Annotated in this window: 12 protein-coding genes; 3 read left to right on the top strand and 9 right to left on the bottom strand. The window is 61.0% G+C overall.

The window, feature by feature from the left end; translation table 11 throughout:
* Nucleotides 1–81 precede the first annotated feature (81 nt).
* The 9 genes from MKS85_RS26745 to MKS85_RS26705 all read right to left on the bottom strand — a co-directional run bounded on the left by MKS85_RS26745 (nucleotide 82) and on the right by MKS85_RS26705 (nucleotide 10653).
* Complete coding sequence (locus MKS85_RS26745; protein WP_139050387.1) at nucleotides 82–3177, bottom strand: MdtB/MuxB family multidrug efflux RND transporter permease subunit; 3096 nt, start codon at nucleotides 3175–3177, stop codon at nucleotides 82–84.
* Nucleotides 3174–4490 carry an MdtA/MuxA family multidrug efflux RND transporter periplasmic adaptor subunit gene (locus tag MKS85_RS26740; protein ID WP_047226604.1) on the bottom strand — a complete coding sequence of 439 codons (1317 nt, stop codon included), beginning with the start codon at nucleotides 4488–4490 and terminating at the stop codon, nucleotides 3174–3176. The genes MKS85_RS26745 and MKS85_RS26740 overlap by 4 nt, the downstream gene beginning before the upstream one ends.
* 177 nt (nucleotides 4491–4667) lie before the next feature.
* Complete coding sequence (gene tpx / locus MKS85_RS26735) at nucleotides 4668–5168, bottom strand: thiol peroxidase (RefSeq protein WP_047226605.1); 501 nt, start codon at nucleotides 5166–5168, stop codon at nucleotides 4668–4670.
* 205 nt (nucleotides 5169–5373) lie between these two features.
* A complete protein-coding gene (locus MKS85_RS26730; protein ID WP_139050389.1) occupies nucleotides 5374–6045 on the bottom strand; it encodes a DUF3313 domain-containing protein in 672 nt (223 codons plus the stop codon).
* Nucleotides 6046–6166: 121 nt separating this feature from the next.
* Nucleotides 6167–6661 (bottom strand): hypothetical protein, encoded by a 495-nt coding sequence (locus MKS85_RS26725; RefSeq protein ID WP_139050390.1) that lies wholly within the window; start codon nucleotides 6659–6661, stop codon nucleotides 6167–6169.
* 99 nt (nucleotides 6662–6760) lie between these two features.
* Nucleotides 6761–7258, bottom strand: coding sequence for a GNAT family N-acetyltransferase (locus tag MKS85_RS26720; RefSeq protein WP_310663172.1), 498 nt, complete (start codon nucleotides 7256–7258; stop codon nucleotides 6761–6763).
* 237 nt (nucleotides 7259–7495) lie between these two features.
* Entirely contained in the window at nucleotides 7496–8293 is a 798-nt protein-coding gene (locus MKS85_RS26715) for a transglutaminase family protein (protein ID WP_310663171.1), read from the bottom strand.
* Complete coding sequence (locus MKS85_RS26710; RefSeq protein ID WP_047226611.1) at nucleotides 8290–9240, bottom strand: alpha-E domain-containing protein; 951 nt, start codon at nucleotides 9238–9240, stop codon at nucleotides 8290–8292. Before MKS85_RS26710 ends, MKS85_RS26715 begins: the two co-directional genes overlap by 4 nt.
* A 3-nt stretch (nucleotides 9241–9243) precedes the next feature.
* Nucleotides 9244–10653 carry a circularly permuted type 2 ATP-grasp protein gene (locus MKS85_RS26705; protein ID WP_310663170.1) on the bottom strand — a complete coding sequence of 470 codons (1410 nt, stop codon included), beginning with the start codon at nucleotides 10651–10653 and terminating at the stop codon, nucleotides 9244–9246.
* 685 nt (nucleotides 10654–11338) lie between these two features.
* Here MKS85_RS26705 and MKS85_RS26700 point away from each other — a divergent pair.
* The 3 genes from MKS85_RS26700 to MKS85_RS26690 are packed head-to-tail and all read left to right on the top strand — an operon-like array spanning nucleotide 11339 to nucleotide 14286.
* On the top strand, nucleotides 11339–11929 hold the full coding sequence (locus MKS85_RS26700; RefSeq protein WP_047226613.1) for an amino acid synthesis family protein: 591 nt from the start codon (nucleotides 11339–11341) through the stop codon (nucleotides 11927–11929).
* A gap of 45 nt (nucleotides 11930–11974) precedes the next feature.
* On the top strand, nucleotides 11975–12808 hold the full coding sequence (locus tag MKS85_RS26695; protein WP_107322612.1) for an alpha/beta fold hydrolase: 834 nt from the start codon (nucleotides 11975–11977) through the stop codon (nucleotides 12806–12808).
* Nucleotides 12805–14286 (top strand): aldehyde dehydrogenase, encoded by a 1482-nt coding sequence (locus MKS85_RS26690; protein WP_139050397.1) that lies wholly within the window; start codon nucleotides 12805–12807, stop codon nucleotides 14284–14286. Before MKS85_RS26695 ends, MKS85_RS26690 begins: the two co-directional genes overlap by 4 nt.
* The last annotated feature ends 5 nt before the right edge of the window (nucleotides 14287–14291 follow it).

The raw sequence follows: 14291 nt of genomic DNA, 5'->3' as shown, positions 1-14291 counted from the left end.
GGTGACAGCTCCAAGCTTCAAGCTGCAAGCTGCAAGAGAAAAGCAAGTCGTGCACAGGCTTTAGCTTGCCGCTAGATACCGTCATACCCGCACCTCTTCCCCATCAGGCTTGGCAAAGCGGCGCCCCAGGCGGTCGAAATACAGGTAAATCACCGGTGTGGTGAACAACGTCAGCACCTGGCTCACCAACAACCCACCCACCATCACCAGCCCCAAAGGCTGGCGCAGTTCGGCGCCGGAGCCCGTGGCGAGCATCAGTGGCACCGCACCGAACAGGGCCGCCAGTGTGGTCATCAGGATCGGCCTGAAACGCAGCAGCGCGGCCTGGTAGATGGCCGTCTGCGGGTCCATGCCCTGGTTGCGTTCAGCGTCGAGGGCGAAGTCGATCATCATGATCGCGTTTTTCTTGACGATGCCGATCAGCAGGATGATGCCGATGATCGCGATCATGCCCAGGTCATTGCCGCTGATGATCAGCGCCAGCAAGGCGCCGATGGCCGCCGAGGGCAATGTGGAGAGAATCGTGATCGGGTGGATGTAGCTCTCGTACAGAACGCCGAGCACGATGTACATGGTCACCACCGCCGCCAGGATCAGCAGCAAGGTACTCGACAGCGAGGCCTGGAACGCCTGGGCCGCGCCCTGGAATTGGGTCTGCACCCCGACCGGCATGCCAATGTCCTGCTGGACCTTCTCGATCACGTCCACCGCGTGCCCGAGGGCTACATCGGGCGCCAGGTTGAACGACATCATCACCGCCGGGAACTGGCCGATGTGAGCAATGGCCAACTGGGCCTGACGCTCCTCGACGCGGGCCAGACTCGACAGCCGCACCTGGCCACCATCGGTGGTCTTGACGTGAATCTGATCCAGCGCCTGCGGCCCGATGCGCTCCCCGGCCTGGGCCTGCAACACCACCCGATACTGGCTGGCCTGGGTGTAGATGGTGGAAATCTGCCGCTGGCCGAAAGCGTCATACAGTGCATCAGTGATGTCCGCCACCGACACGCCCAGGCGAGACGCGGCGTCGCGGTCGATCACCAGGTAGACCTGCAGACCTTTGTCCTGCAAGTCGCTGGCGACGTCGGTCAACTCCGGCTGCCGGGCCAAGGCTTCGACAAGGCGATCGCTCCAGAGGCTGAGCAACTCGGCATCCGGCGAAGACAGGCTGAACTGGTACTGGGTGCGGCTGACCCGGTCTTCGATGGTCAGGTCCTGCACCGGTTGCATGAACAGGCGGATGCCCACCAGCCGGTCCAGTTGCGGCTGCAAGCGGGCGATGATTTCGGTGGCGCTGTCATCCCGTTCGCTGTGGGGCTTGAGATTGATCAGCAAGCGACCACTGTTGAGCGTGGCGTTGTCACCGTCCACGCCGATGTAGGAAGACAGGCTCTGCACCGCAGGGTCGGCCAGGATCACCTTGGCCAGCTGCTGTTGGCGCTCGCTCATGGCGGCGAAGGAAATCGACTGTGGCGCCTGGGAAATACCCTGGATCACCCCGGTGTCCTGCACCGGGAAAAACCCCTTGGGCACGGCCAGGTACAACACCACCGTCAGTACCAGGCTGCCCACGGCAACCAGCAGGGTCAGCGGCTGATGCTTGAGCACCCACTGCAACTTGCGACCGTAGGCGGCGATCATCCAGTCGATCCAGGCGCCGCTGGCGCGGTAGAAACGCCCCTGCTCCTGCTCTTTGGGTTCGCGCTTGAGCAACCGGGCACACATCATCGGCGTCAGGGTCAGCGACACCACAAGAGAGATCAGGATCGCCACCGCCAGGGTGATGGCGAACTCGCGGAACAAGCGCCCAACCACGTCGGCCATGAACAGCAACGGGATCAGCACCGCGATCAGCGACAGCGTCAGCGAAATCAAAGTGAAGCCAATCTGCTTCGCGCCCTTGAGCGCGGCCTGCATGGGGCTTTCGCCCTCCTCGATGTAGCGGGCAATGTTTTCCAGCATGACGATGGCATCGTCCACCACAAAACCGGTGGCAATGGTCAGGGCCATCAGCGTCAGGTTGTTGATGGAAAAACCGGCCAGGTACATCACGCCGAACGTGCCGATCAGCGACAACGGTACAGCCACCGACGGAATGATCGTGGCACTGACCCGACGCAGGAACAGGAACGTCACCATGACCACCAGGGCGATGGCGATCAGCAGTTCATGCTGTACGTCGGTGACCGAAGCGCGAATGGTCTGGGTGCGGTCAGTCAGCACCGTAACGTCCAGGCCGGCCGGCAGGTTGTCGGTAATGCTCGGCAGCAAGGCCTTGATCCGGTCTACCACCTCGATGACGTTGGCCCCCGGCTGGCGCTGGATGTTCAATAACACGGCCTGATTTTCGTTGGCCCAGGCGGCAAGGCGTTCATTCTCGGCGCCATCGACGATCTGCGCGACATCCTTGAGGCGCAACGGAGCGCCGTTGGCATAGGCGAGGATCAGCTCGGCGTAGTCCTTGGGTGAGGTCAACTGATCGTTGGCATCGAGCATCGAGACCCGGGTCGGTCCGTCGAAGTTGCCCTTGGGCTGGTTGACGTTGGAGGCGCCGACCAGGGTGCGCACGTCCGCCAGGTTCAGACCTGCGGCTGCCAGGGCCTCGGGATTGACCTTGATCCGCACAGCCTGGCGCTGACCGCCGGCGATCGAAACCATGCCGACCCCGCTGATCTGGGCGATTTTCTGCGCCATGCGGGTGTCCACTAGGTCATTGAGCTTGGGCAGCAACATGGTCTTGGAGGTGATCGCCAAGGTCAGCACCGGGGTGTCGGCCGGGTTGACCTTGTTGTACACCGGAGGGGCCGGCAGATCGTTGGGCAGCAGGTTGGTGGCCGCATTGATCGCCGCCTGCACCTGTTGCTCGGCGACATCCATGTTGATGTCGAGGCTGAAACGCAGGGTAATCACCGACGCGCCGCCGGAGCTGGTGGACGCCATTTGCGTCAGGCCCGGCATCTGCCCGAACTGCCGTTCCAGAGGGGCGGTCACGGCGCTGGTCATCACGTCGGGACTGGCGCCCGGGTACAGGGTCATCACGCGGATGGTCGGATAATCGACCTGGGGCAATGCCGACACCGGCAGCAACCGATAGGCGATCAGACCGGCCAGCACGATGGCCAGCATGCTCAGGGTGGTGGCGACCGGGCGAAGGATGAACAGACGCGAGAGGTTCATGCGCCGCCCTTTTTCGCCTTGTCGGCCACGGCCGGTTCAGCCGGGGCCGCCGCCGTTTTGCCCTGCAGGTGTTCGGTCGGCGTGGTGGGCACGTCCTGGCTGTCGTTGACCACATCCACCTCACTGCCTTCCTTCAGGCGATCGGTGCCTTCTAGCACTACTCGATCACCTGCGGCCAGGCCTTCGGTGACTACGGTGTGTTCGCCGTCGCTGGCGCCGATCTTCAGCTTTCTGATGGTGACTTTTTTATCGCCATCCAGGGCGTAGACGAAGGTGCCGTTGGTGCCGAACTGAATCGCAGCGGTCGGCGCCAGGACTACATTTTTGAGGGTGTCGGCCAACAGATGCACATTGACGAACTGGTTGGGGAACAGCGACTGGTCGCGGTTATCGTAACGAGCCTTGAACTTCAGGGTGCCGGTGGTGATGTCGATCTGGTTGTCCAGGCTTTGCAGTACACCGCTGGCCTGCAGCTTCAGGTCACTACGGTCCCAGGCTTCCACTGGCAGCTTCGCCCCGCTGCGATAGCGGGCAAGCACGGTATCAAGGTTGGTTTCCGGCAGCGTAAACACGACGCTGATGGGTTGCGTCTGGGTGATGACCGCCAGCGCGGTAGTGTCGTTGGCGGCCACCAGATTGCCAACATCCAGTTGCCGCAAACCGACCCGACCGGAGATCGGCGCCCGGATCCTGGTGAACTCCAGATTGAGCTTGGCGTCGTTGACTGCCGCCTGGTTGGTCTTGACCGTGCCCTGGTACTGGCCCACCAAAGCGGCGGCGGTATCGAGGGTCTGTTTGGCGATGCTGTCCTCGGCATACAGGCCACGATAACGCTCGAGGTCTACCTGGGCATTTTTCAGTTGGGCCTGATTCTGCAGCAGCGTGCCTTCGGCCTGGAGCAAGGCGTTCTGGTATGGCCGCGGATCGATTTCAGCCAGCAGGTCTCCGGCCTTGACCATTTGCCCTTCTTCAAAGGCGATCTTGACCAGCTCGCCACCCACCCGGCTGCGCACGTTGATGGTATTGAGGGCCGTGACGGTGCCCAACGCCTTGTAGTAAAGCGGAAAATCACCGGTGACTGCCGGCGCTACCCGAACCGGTACCGGCCCTGTCGCCCCCCCAAACCCTGGCCGCATCCCGCCCGACCGCCCCGCCTGTTCAGCAGGCGCTTTTTGCCCTGCTCCGGGCTTTTGGTCCGTGCCGGCGGGCCAGAACTTCCAGGCCAGCGCCGCGACGATCAATACGACGACCAGGCCAAACAGCCAGCGACGGGATTTGTGGGAAACAGAGGATTGCATGGAATGATCAACCATTGGGCGCGTGGGCTTCTTTTACGGGAGGCTGAACGATAAGCACTGGCGGGTATTTAGCAAAGCGCCTTTACCGGCAATTTACCTTGGGCTTACCTATCGCGTAGTTGGCTAAGGTCTTGAAGCACAAATGAAAACGGCCTGGACAAGGCCAGGCCGTTAACCATTGTAATAAATACTTTATTTCAGTACAGCTAGAGCAGCGTCGTAGTTGGGCTCTTCAGCGATTTCCTTGACCAGCTCGCTGTGCAGCACGTTGTCGTTTTCGTCGAGCACCACCACCGCACGGGCGGTCAAGCCTTTGAGCGGGCCATCAGCAATCGCCACGCCATAATTCTCGATGAACTCACTGCCGCGCAGGGTGGACAGGTTCTGGACATTTTCCAGGCCTTCGGCACCGCAGAAACGCGCCTGGGCGAACGGCAGGTCAGCCGAGATGCACAGCACCACGGTGTTGCTCAGTTCGTTGGCCTGGGCGTTGAACTTGCGCACGGAGGTGGCGCAGGTCGGGGTATCGACGCTTGGGAAAATGTTCAGCACTTTGCGCTTGCCGGCGAAATCCTTCAGGGAAACGTCGGACAGATTGCCGGCTACCAGGGAAAAGGCTGGCGCCTTGGAACCGGCTTGTGGCAACTGGCCGTTGACTTGAACCGGGTTGCCTTTGAGGGTGACTTGAGCCATGAACGGATTCCTTCTGACAGGTTTGAAAATGGTGAGGCCGGAGTTAACCATGAAATGGTTCTGCGACCTATGGTTGGACATAAAAAGTCATGGCTTGGCGGTGTAGGAGCTATCGAGTGCAACGAGTCTGCGATCTTTGCCCTGCTAATTGAGTCTAGAGCGAAAGATCGCAGGCTTCGCCAGCGCCTACAGCGACGCCTGTGGGCTATTTAGCCTTGAGCTTCAGAAACGACTGATGCAAGTCCGCTGCCCAACCATCGATCACACCTTTGACATCATCGGGCTTCATCACCTGGGCTTCGTTGGACAACGGCTTACCCGTGCCCTTGCGCACCACCTGGGCGACCACTGCATTGTTGCCACCGTCGAGGAATACCGCTTCAGTACCCAAGGTGGTTTCCTGGTCGCGAATACCGCTGGCGGTACTGACCGCGGCCGCCACCAGCGCGATCGGAATCACTTCATAAGGCTTCAGGCCCTCGGTCTTGCTGCTTACGGCGGTGATGGCCGCGCGCATCACCAGTACTCCGGGCCCAGGGCCGGTCGCCAGGGGCAGGGATTTGCCCGCTTCCCGCTTGAGCGCCTGATCGTAGTAACCGGTAATGCCGGACAAGGTGGCCTGGGGGATCTTCACGGTCGGCTGCGGCTTGGGGTAAAGCTGTGTCGGCTCGACGTAAAGGCTGGTGTATTTGCTCAGGTCTGCCGTGGGATCAACCCAGCGCATCACTTCGGCCCCCGACGGCGATTTCTCCTCCTTGAGCCGGCTGTAATCACCCAGAAAGCCGGAGTACTCATCCGGTTGGGTGATATTGCTGGAGCAACCCGCCAGGGCAAGCGAGGCCATGCACACGGTGCCAATCATTGACGCAAACTTCATGCTGTCACTCCTGTAAGCCACACGAAACGGGGCCGGGAATTACAGGTATAGCCAATGGGCGCGGTTTTGCCTGCTCCGACAGGAAGAAGTCACTGGGCAAGCCCTTTGCTCGCCACCGCCTTCAGCCGCGCTCGCGGGGTATCAGGCTCTGCAATTGCTGCGCGAGAAAGTCCGCGTCGAAGGTAAAAGTATCCGGATCCTTCAACCCGTTGGTTCGACGCCATTGCCACTGCAACGAAGGCGGCAGGCAAACCAGCGAGATGCTGCCGTAACGCGTTGCTGTCAGCCCCATGATCGCCAGGGAAATCTGCCCGCCGGCCCCCATTACATCGGGTATGAATTCCACCGGCTTGCCAGTGATGGACAGTGTCAGCTTTTCTGTCTTGAAGCCGGAGGTTTCTGCCGGAACACTCGGCCCGTGGGCCACATACGCCTCACGGGTCAGCGTCAGAAGGCCGGGGGCCAGGACCGGCGCCAGCCATTGCTCGATCTGCCCGTACAACGCCTCGATCTGCGCGGCCCACACCGCCGATTGCGCCTCGTGCTGTTGCTTCTTGTGCGCTTCGCTGTCTGCGTAATGACGAAGCATCTCGCCTAGCTGCTGTACATCGTCCATGCGCTGTTCCTCTGTATAAGGGATGCTGCAAAGCACGATGATGACAGGTTAAAGACCCGGGCGTACGCAAATGCCAACATGCCTGAGCAGACGGATCCTTCAGCGCAGCCGCGCCATGGCCTGGGTATCCACCCATCGCCCGTCACGCACGGCGTAGTCGCGCAGCAGGCCTTCGGTTTCGAAACCGAACTTGCGGTACAGGCCGATGGCCGCTTCATTGTCGGCGTACACCGTCAGCTCGACCCGGCGCAGGTTCATCCAGTTGTCGGCCACCTCCAGCGCGGCAGACAGCAGCATTGAACCTACCCCCTTGCCCTGCCAGGCAACTGCCACGCCCATGCCGAGGCTGCCGCAATGGGCTCGACGGATGCGCGAGTACTGCTCCAGCCCCAGATGCCCGATGACTTGGTCTTGATGCAGCGCCACCAGTTTTACCTGACGCTCGTCATCCCCACCCAGACGCTTGCGCCAGACTTCAGGGGACTGGAAAGGCATCTGCAACATCTGACGGGCGACCGCCGGGTCGTTGTAGAGCGCGGTGACACCGGCGATGTGGGCTTCAGTGAAGCGTGCGAGGGTGATCGAAGACTCGGCCATGGGGGCTCCTTCCTGGAGGCACGACAAGGCCGACTACTATAAGCCGCGTCAGGTTATAGGGGAACCTGTGGGAGCGAGCTTGCTCGCGATGGCGGTGGGCCGGTTGGTGGTGACGTCGGCTGGGCAACCGTCTTCGCGAGCAAGCCCGCTCCCACAGGGGCTCTCGGGTGGATACAAGGTTTGTGTCCACCACCCATTCCAGTGTGGGATCGGGTGTTGGCGATGAGGCCTGTGCCTTTATTGGTGTTGTACCTGAACCATTGAGTTCACCTGCACCCGCGCATACATTTGCTCTGCCCCGCCACCGCGGCGCATGCCGCGTACCGGACAGGCGTCGAGGTAGTCCAGGCCGACCGCCAGTTTCAAATGCCGATCCGGACAGGTCAGGCGATTGGTCACGTCGAAGCTGTACCAGCCGTCCTCCAGCCAGGCTTCAGCCCAGGCGTGGCTCGCCAGATGACTTTCATCTTCGGTGCACAGGTAACCGGAGACATAGCGCGCCGGAACCCCCAGGCTACGCGCGCAGGCCAGAAATGCGTGGGTATGATCCTGACAAACCCCCACGCCCCCGGCGAAGGCTTCGGCGGCGGTACTGCTGACCTCGGTCGTGCCCGGGCTGTAGGGCATGCGGGCAGCCAGGCCGTTCATCAAATCGGTCAGCGCCGAGCGATCACGTCGGGCTGCGCATTGCTCCACAGCAAAGGCCGCGAGAGCATCATCGGCCTGGGTGAGGCGGCTGGGGCGCAGAAATGGCAGCGGTGACTGGCTGTCCGGCTCCATCTGCACCGCCTGATGGATTTCCACCTCGCCATAAGCCGTCAGCACCAGAGCGCCATGGGGCTCATCCATGGTCATCACATGCAGGATATTGCCGTAGGGATCGAGCTGGCTGCGCACCAGACGTGGCAATTCCAGATGCCATTGCAGGATGCGTTGACGCTGAGTGTCCTTGGGAGTCAAGCGCAGGAACTGGATGCTGGTGCACACTTCATCGGCATAGCTATAGGTCGTGTCGTGGCGTATGGAAAGTTTCATACCACCTCCAGATAAGACTCGTGAACGGTCTGGCCCAGGTGGCGAATCTGGCCAATGAGGTCGGTCAGCCATTGATGCAGGCCCGATGCCAGGATCTCGTCGATGCCGGAGTAACGCAGCCGCGCGTTCAGTTCAGCGGCCAGGCGTTGGGCCGGGCGGCCATTGTTGCCCGGCAGGCTGGAGAGGATCTGGTCCAGCTCCTCGATACAGGCATGCAACGAGCGCGGAACGTCGGCGCGCAGCAGCAACATTTCCGAGACCTGCTCGGCGTTGGGCGCATTGCGGTAGATCTCGTTGAACGCTTCAAACGAAGACAACGCCCGCAGCAAGGCGCTCCACTGGTAATAACCGCGTGCCGAGTTGTCGCTGACCTCTTCCGACTCCTCACCAAACATTTCGTAGCGGGCGTCCAGCAGACGCAGGGTGTTGTCCGCCCGCTCGATAAAGGTTCCCAGACGAATGAATCTATAGGCATCGTTGCGCATGATGGTGCCCGACGTCGCGCCACGGAATAGGTGCGAGCGCTCCTTGACCCATTCACAGAAGTGGCTGATGCCGTAGCGGCCCAGACCATTGCTGGCAATGTTGCGCATCTCCAGCCAGGTGGCGTTGATGTTCTCCCACATATCGGCGGTGATGCGTCCACGCACCGCATGGGCATTGGTCCGCGCCGCCCGCAGACAGCTGTAGATGCTTCCGGGGTTGGTTTCGTCCAGTGCGAAAAAATGCAACATGCGTTCGGTGTTCAGCGCGTCATAACGGGCGTTGTAATCGTCCAGCGTGCCGGCCGCCAGCAACGACATCGCCAGCTCGGCATGCCCGTCGCTGCGCCCGGCCTGGGGCATGAGCGACAGCGAGTAACTGACTTCGAGCATGCGCGCCAGGTTCTCGGCGCGCTCCAGGTAGCGGGACATCCAGTAGAGGTCCGAAGCGGTTCTTGAAAGCATGTCTTAGTCCTCCACTACCCAAGTGTCTTTGGTGCCGCCACCCTGGGACGAATTGACCACCAGCGAGCCGTCGCGAAGTGCCACGCGGGTCAGCCCGCCGGGCACCAGACGGGTTTCCTTGCCCGACAACACGAACGGACGCAGATCGATGTGGCGCGGGGCGATACCGCTCTCGACGAAGGTCGGGCAGGTGGAAAGGCTCAACGTCGGTTGGGCGATGTAGGCTTCGGGGCGGGCCTTGAGGCGTGCGCGGAAGTTTTCGATCTGCGCCGCTGTAGCTGCCGGCCCTACCAGCATGCCGTAACCGCCGGAGCCCTGGGTTTCCTTGACCACCAGGTCAGGCAGGTTGGCCAGCACGTGGGACAGATCCTGGGGCTTGCGGCACTGCCAGGTCGGCACGTTCTTCAGAATCGGCTCTTCGGTGAGGTAAAAGCGGATCATCTCGTCGACGTAAGGGTAGATCGATTTGTCATCGGCCACGCCCGTGCCCACCGCATTCGCCAGCACCACGTTGCCTGACCGGTAAACGGCGATCAGTCCGGGGACGCCCAACATGGAGTCGGGGTTGAACGACAGCGGATCGAGGTAATCATCGTCAAGGCGGCGATAGATCACATCCACCTGCTGGGGGCCTGCGGTGGTGCGCATGTAGACATGGTCGTCGCGCACGAACAGATCGGCGCCCTCCACCAGTTCCACCCCCATTTCACGAGCCAGGAACGCATGTTCGAAATAGGCACTGTTGAAACGACCGGGGGTCAGCACCACGGCGGTCGGGTTGTCCAGGGGGCTTGAACTCTTGAGGGTGTCGAGCAACAGATTCGGGTAGTGATCAATGGGCGCCACGCGCTGGGCGGCGAAGAGCTCGGGGAACAGGCGCATCATCATCTTGCGGTCTTCGAGCATGTAGCTCACGCCGCTGGGCGTACGCAGGTTGTCCTCCAGCACGTAATAACTGCCATCACCGTCGCGAACCAGGTCAACACCCGCGATGTGGGCATAAATGCCTCGGTGCAAGTCCAGGCCTTGCATCGCGATTTGATAACCCTCATTGGCGAGCACCTGCTCGGCCGGAATGATTTTTTCCTTGAGGATCCGCTGCCCATGGTAGATGTCGGCCAGAAACATGTTCAGGGCCTGGACCCGCTGAATGCAGCCACGCTCGACCATCTTCCATTCGCTGGCCTTGATGCTGCGAGGAATGATGTCGAACGGAATCAATCGTTCGGTACCCTGCTCGTCACCGTAAAGGGTGAAGGTGATACCGGCTCGATGAAACAGCAGATCGGCTTCGCGACGACGCTGTTCCAGCAGCTCCAGCGGCGTATCCGCCAGCCAGCGTGAGAAGGCTTGATAGTGCGGGCGGCAGTCACCCTTTGCATCATACATTTCATTAAAAAAAGCTTGGGGCATAGCCAACTCCCAGCCGCGTTCTACACGGCATTTTTTATCACTTCGTCATTCCAATGGTCCGGCCTTGCTTTGTTTTAATGAGCCCTGTTTTTCTGAGTACCTCGATTGCACCGGTCTCTGATCTGGCCTTTGCGTCTGGATGACGTGCGCCCCCTGATTAAATCTGCGCCGTGAATGCTCCTCTGATAACCCCGCGCTGTAGTGGCCTACTTTCTTGAGCTCTAGCAAAGGCTGTGCCTAAGCCCGGTGCACCAGGACATTGCTGGAGAAACCGTCGTAGATGTACGCCCCCGCGATATTTAGTTTCATTTTTGCGACATACGCTCCTTTATACGCTGAAACGTTTATTTCAGCTTTTTCCTACATGCGCCCGAACGAGTCGAATCGGTGCAATAAGTCAGGTAACAGGTCGGTAATGCCCCGAAAGAGGGAAATTTATACTCACCGCCCTTCAGAGCGCTCAAAAGCGACTCTCCTTTTTAAGCAAGAGACTTATCCCGCACTCAGGATTAAAGCACTCATCAGGCAGAGCGCTCAGCGATCACAGCCCCCCCACGCCCCTCACTATCCGGCTCGGCCATTTGTCGCCTCCCTGCGAACAAACTCAAAGCAGACACTTGCGCCAGTAGTATTATGGTATACCATCATACGCACAGACCAATTCCACCCTCCTACGGAGCAGCTCATGAGTTTCGAAATTCGCAAGATCGTCAGCTATGTCGAAGAAACCTTTATCGAAGGCGGCAAGGCCACCGACAAGCCGGTGACCATGGTCGGGTTGGCGGTGGTGATGAAAAACCCTTGGCTGGGCCGTGGCTTCGTTGAAGACCTGAAACCGGAAATCCGCGCCAACTGCTCCGACCTCGGTGCGCTGATGGTCGAGCGTCTGGTGGGCATCATCGGTGGCGCGGAAAAAATCGAAGCCTATGGCAAGGCCGCGGTGGTGGGTGCCGACGGTGAAATCGAGCACGCCTCCGCCGTGATCCACACCCTGCGCTTTGGCAACCATTACCGTGAAGCGGTGAAAGCCAAGAGCTACCTGAGCTTCACCAATAAACGTGGCGGCCCCGGCACCTCGATCCAGATCCCGATGATGCACAAGGACGACGAAGGTCTGCGCTCGCACTACATCACCCTGGAAATGCAGATCGAGGATGCACCACGCGCCGACGAAATTGTTGTGGTGCTGGGTTGCGCCGATGGCGGTCGCCTGCACCCGCGCATCGGCAATCGCTACATCGATCTGGAAGAACTGGCCGCCGAGAAGGCGCAGTGATCCAGCCTGGGCAACCACTATAAAAAAGGCATGCAGGAGCGCTCCATGATTCGGCTCACCGCTGAACTCACCCCGGCCGGCACCAGTTATCTGGCGACCGGCCAAGGCCAGCCCGTGGTCTTGATCCACGGCGTGGGCCTGAACAAAGAAATGTGGGGCGGCCAGATCGTTGGCCTGGCCACAAAATACCGCGTGATTGCCTATGACATGCTTGGTCACGGGGCCAGTCCGCGTCCCGAAAGCGGCACCGGCCTGCTGGGTTACGCCGACCAGTTAGTGGAGCTGCTCGACCACCTGCAAGTGCCCCAGTCGACAGTGATCGGTTTCTCCATGGGCGGCCTGGTGGCCCGTGCGTTTGCCTTGCATTATCCGCAACGCCTGCAAGGCCTGGTGGTCCTTAACAGCGTATTCAACCGCAGCGCCGAGCAGCGTGCCGGGGTCATCGCCCGCACCGCCCAGGCCGCCGAACATGGCCCGGACGCTAACGCCGAGGCCGCGCTGTCACGCTGGTTCAGCCGCGAGTATCAGGCCGCCAACCCGGCGCAGATTGCCGCCCTGCGCCAGACCCTGGCAGGAAATGATCCTCAGGGTTACCTGACCACCTATGAACTGTTTGCCACCCAGGATATGTACCGCGCCGACGACCTGGGCAGCATCACGGTGCCAACGTTGATTGCCACCGGCGAACTGGACCCGGGCTCGACGCCGGAAATGGCCCGTGAACTGGCCGAGCGAATTCCCGGTGCAACGGTTGCCGTGCTTGACGAGCAGCGGCATATGATGCCGGTAGAATCGCCGCGCCTGGTCAACCAGTTGCTGCTGGAATTTCTCGACAGCGCAAATACCCGACAAAATCCAATAAAGGGGATCGTTGCATGACACTCGCACGCTTTTCGATGTGCATCGGCGGTGAATGGGTCGATGCCCTGTCCGGCAAGACTTTCGAAAGCCTGAACCCGGCCCTGGCCAAGCCCTGGGCCGAGTTGCCCGATGCCGACGAAGCCGATGTCGAGCGCGCCGTGCAGGCTGCACAGACGGCGTTCGAAAGTCCTGCCTGGCGTGGCTTGACCGCCACCGCTCGCGGCAAACTGCTGCGGCGTCTGGGCGACCTGATCGCTGAAAACAAAGAACAACTGGCCCAACTGGAAAGCCGCGACAACGGCAAGCTGATCCGTGAAACCCGCGGGCAGGTCGGTTACCTGCCGGAGTTTTTCCATTACACCGCGGGTCTGGCCGACAAACTTGAGGGCGGCACCCTGCCCCTCGACAAACCGGACCTGTTTGCCTACACCGTGCACGAAGCGATGGGCGTCGTTGCAGCGATCATTCCCTGGAACAGTCCGCTGTACCTGACCGCGATCAAGCTAGCCCCGGCGCTGGCGGCCGGCAACACCATTGTGATCAAACCCTCCGAACACGCTTCGGCCACCGTTCTGGAACTGGCTCGCCTGGCCCTGGAAGCCGGGATTCCACCGGGGGTGGTCAATGTCGTCACCGGCTACGGCCCGAGCACCGGCGCCGCCCTCACCCGTCATCCGCTGGTGCGCAAGATCGCCTTCACCGGCGGCGCCGCCACGGCCCGGCATGTGGTGCGCAGCAGTGCTGAAAACTTCGCCAAGCTGTCGCTGGAGCTGGGCGGAAAATCACCCAATATCATCTTCGCCGACGCCGACCTGGACAGCGCCATCAATGGCGCGATAGCCGGGATCTACGCCGCATCGGGACAGAGTTGCGTCTCTGGTTCGCGACTGCTGGTGCAGGATGAAATCTACGATGAGTTCGTCTCGCGCCTGGTAGAGCGGGCCCAGCGCATCCGCATCGGCAACCCTCAGGAAGATGCCAGTGAGATGGGCCCGATGGCCACCGCGCAGCAACTGGCAGTGGTCGAAGGTCTGGTGGCCGACGCTATCGCTGAGGGCGCTCGTCTTCGCTTGGGCGGCAAGCGCCCAGCGAACCTGGGCGAAGGCTGGTTCTACGAGCCGACCCTGTTCGAATGCGACCGCAACTCCATGAAGATCATGCAGGAAGAAGTGTTCGGCCCGGTGGCGTCGGTCATTCGTTTCAAGGATGAAGCCGAGGCATTGGCGATTGCCAACGACTCGCAGTTCGGCCTCGCCGCCGGTATCTGGACCCGCGACCTGGGCCGCGCCCATCGCCTGGCCCGGGACGTGCGTTCGGGGATCATTTGGGTCAACACTTACCGCGCGGTCTCGGCCATGGCGCCCATTGGCGGCTTCAAGAACAGCGGCTACGGACGCGAGAGCGGCATCGATTCGGTGCTCGCTTATACCGAACTCAAAACGGTGTGGATCAATCTCTCTCAGGCGCCCATGCCTGACCCGTTCGTGATGCGCTAGGAGTC

Source organism: Pseudomonas sp. JL2, assembly GCF_031570495.1.
Classification (GTDB): domain Bacteria; phylum Pseudomonadota; class Gammaproteobacteria; order Pseudomonadales; family Pseudomonadaceae; genus Aquipseudomonas; species Aquipseudomonas rhizophila.
This window is presented reverse-complemented; position numbering and strand designations above follow the sequence as displayed.

Coding starts and splice junctions, on each gene's coding strand:
- MKS85_RS26715 (WP_310663171.1), bottom strand. CDS start 8,293: ATGAAACTTTCCATACGCCACGACACGACCTATAGCTATGCCGATGAA.
- MKS85_RS26700 (WP_047226613.1), top strand. CDS start 11,339: ATGAGTTTCGAAATTCGCAAGATCGTCAGCTATGTCGAAGAAACCTTT.
- MKS85_RS26710 (WP_047226611.1), bottom strand. CDS start 9,240: ATGCTTTCAAGAACCGCTTCGGACCTCTACTGGATGTCCCGCTACCTG.
- MKS85_RS26695 (WP_107322612.1), top strand. CDS start 11,975: ATGATTCGGCTCACCGCTGAACTCACCCCGGCCGGCACCAGTTATCTG.
- MKS85_RS26730 (WP_139050389.1), bottom strand. CDS start 6,045: ATGAAGTTTGCGTCAATGATTGGCACCGTGTGCATGGCCTCGCTTGCC.
- MKS85_RS26740 (WP_047226604.1), bottom strand. CDS start 4,490: ATGGTTGATCATTCCATGCAATCCTCTGTTTCCCACAAATCCCGTCGC.
- MKS85_RS26690 (WP_139050397.1), top strand. CDS start 12,805: ATGACACTCGCACGCTTTTCGATGTGCATCGGCGGTGAATGGGTCGAT.
- MKS85_RS26705 (WP_310663170.1), bottom strand. CDS start 10,653: ATGCCCCAAGCTTTTTTTAATGAAATGTATGATGCAAAGGGTGACTGC.
- MKS85_RS26745 (WP_139050387.1), bottom strand. CDS start 3,177: ATGAACCTCTCGCGTCTGTTCATCCTTCGCCCGGTCGCCACCACCCTG.
- tpx (WP_047226605.1), bottom strand. CDS start 5,168: ATGGCTCAAGTCACCCTCAAAGGCAACCCGGTTCAAGTCAACGGCCAG.
- MKS85_RS26725 (WP_139050390.1), bottom strand. CDS start 6,661: ATGGACGATGTACAGCAGCTAGGCGAGATGCTTCGTCATTACGCAGAC.
- MKS85_RS26720 (WP_310663172.1), bottom strand. CDS start 7,258: ATGGCCGAGTCTTCGATCACCCTCGCACGCTTCACTGAAGCCCACATC.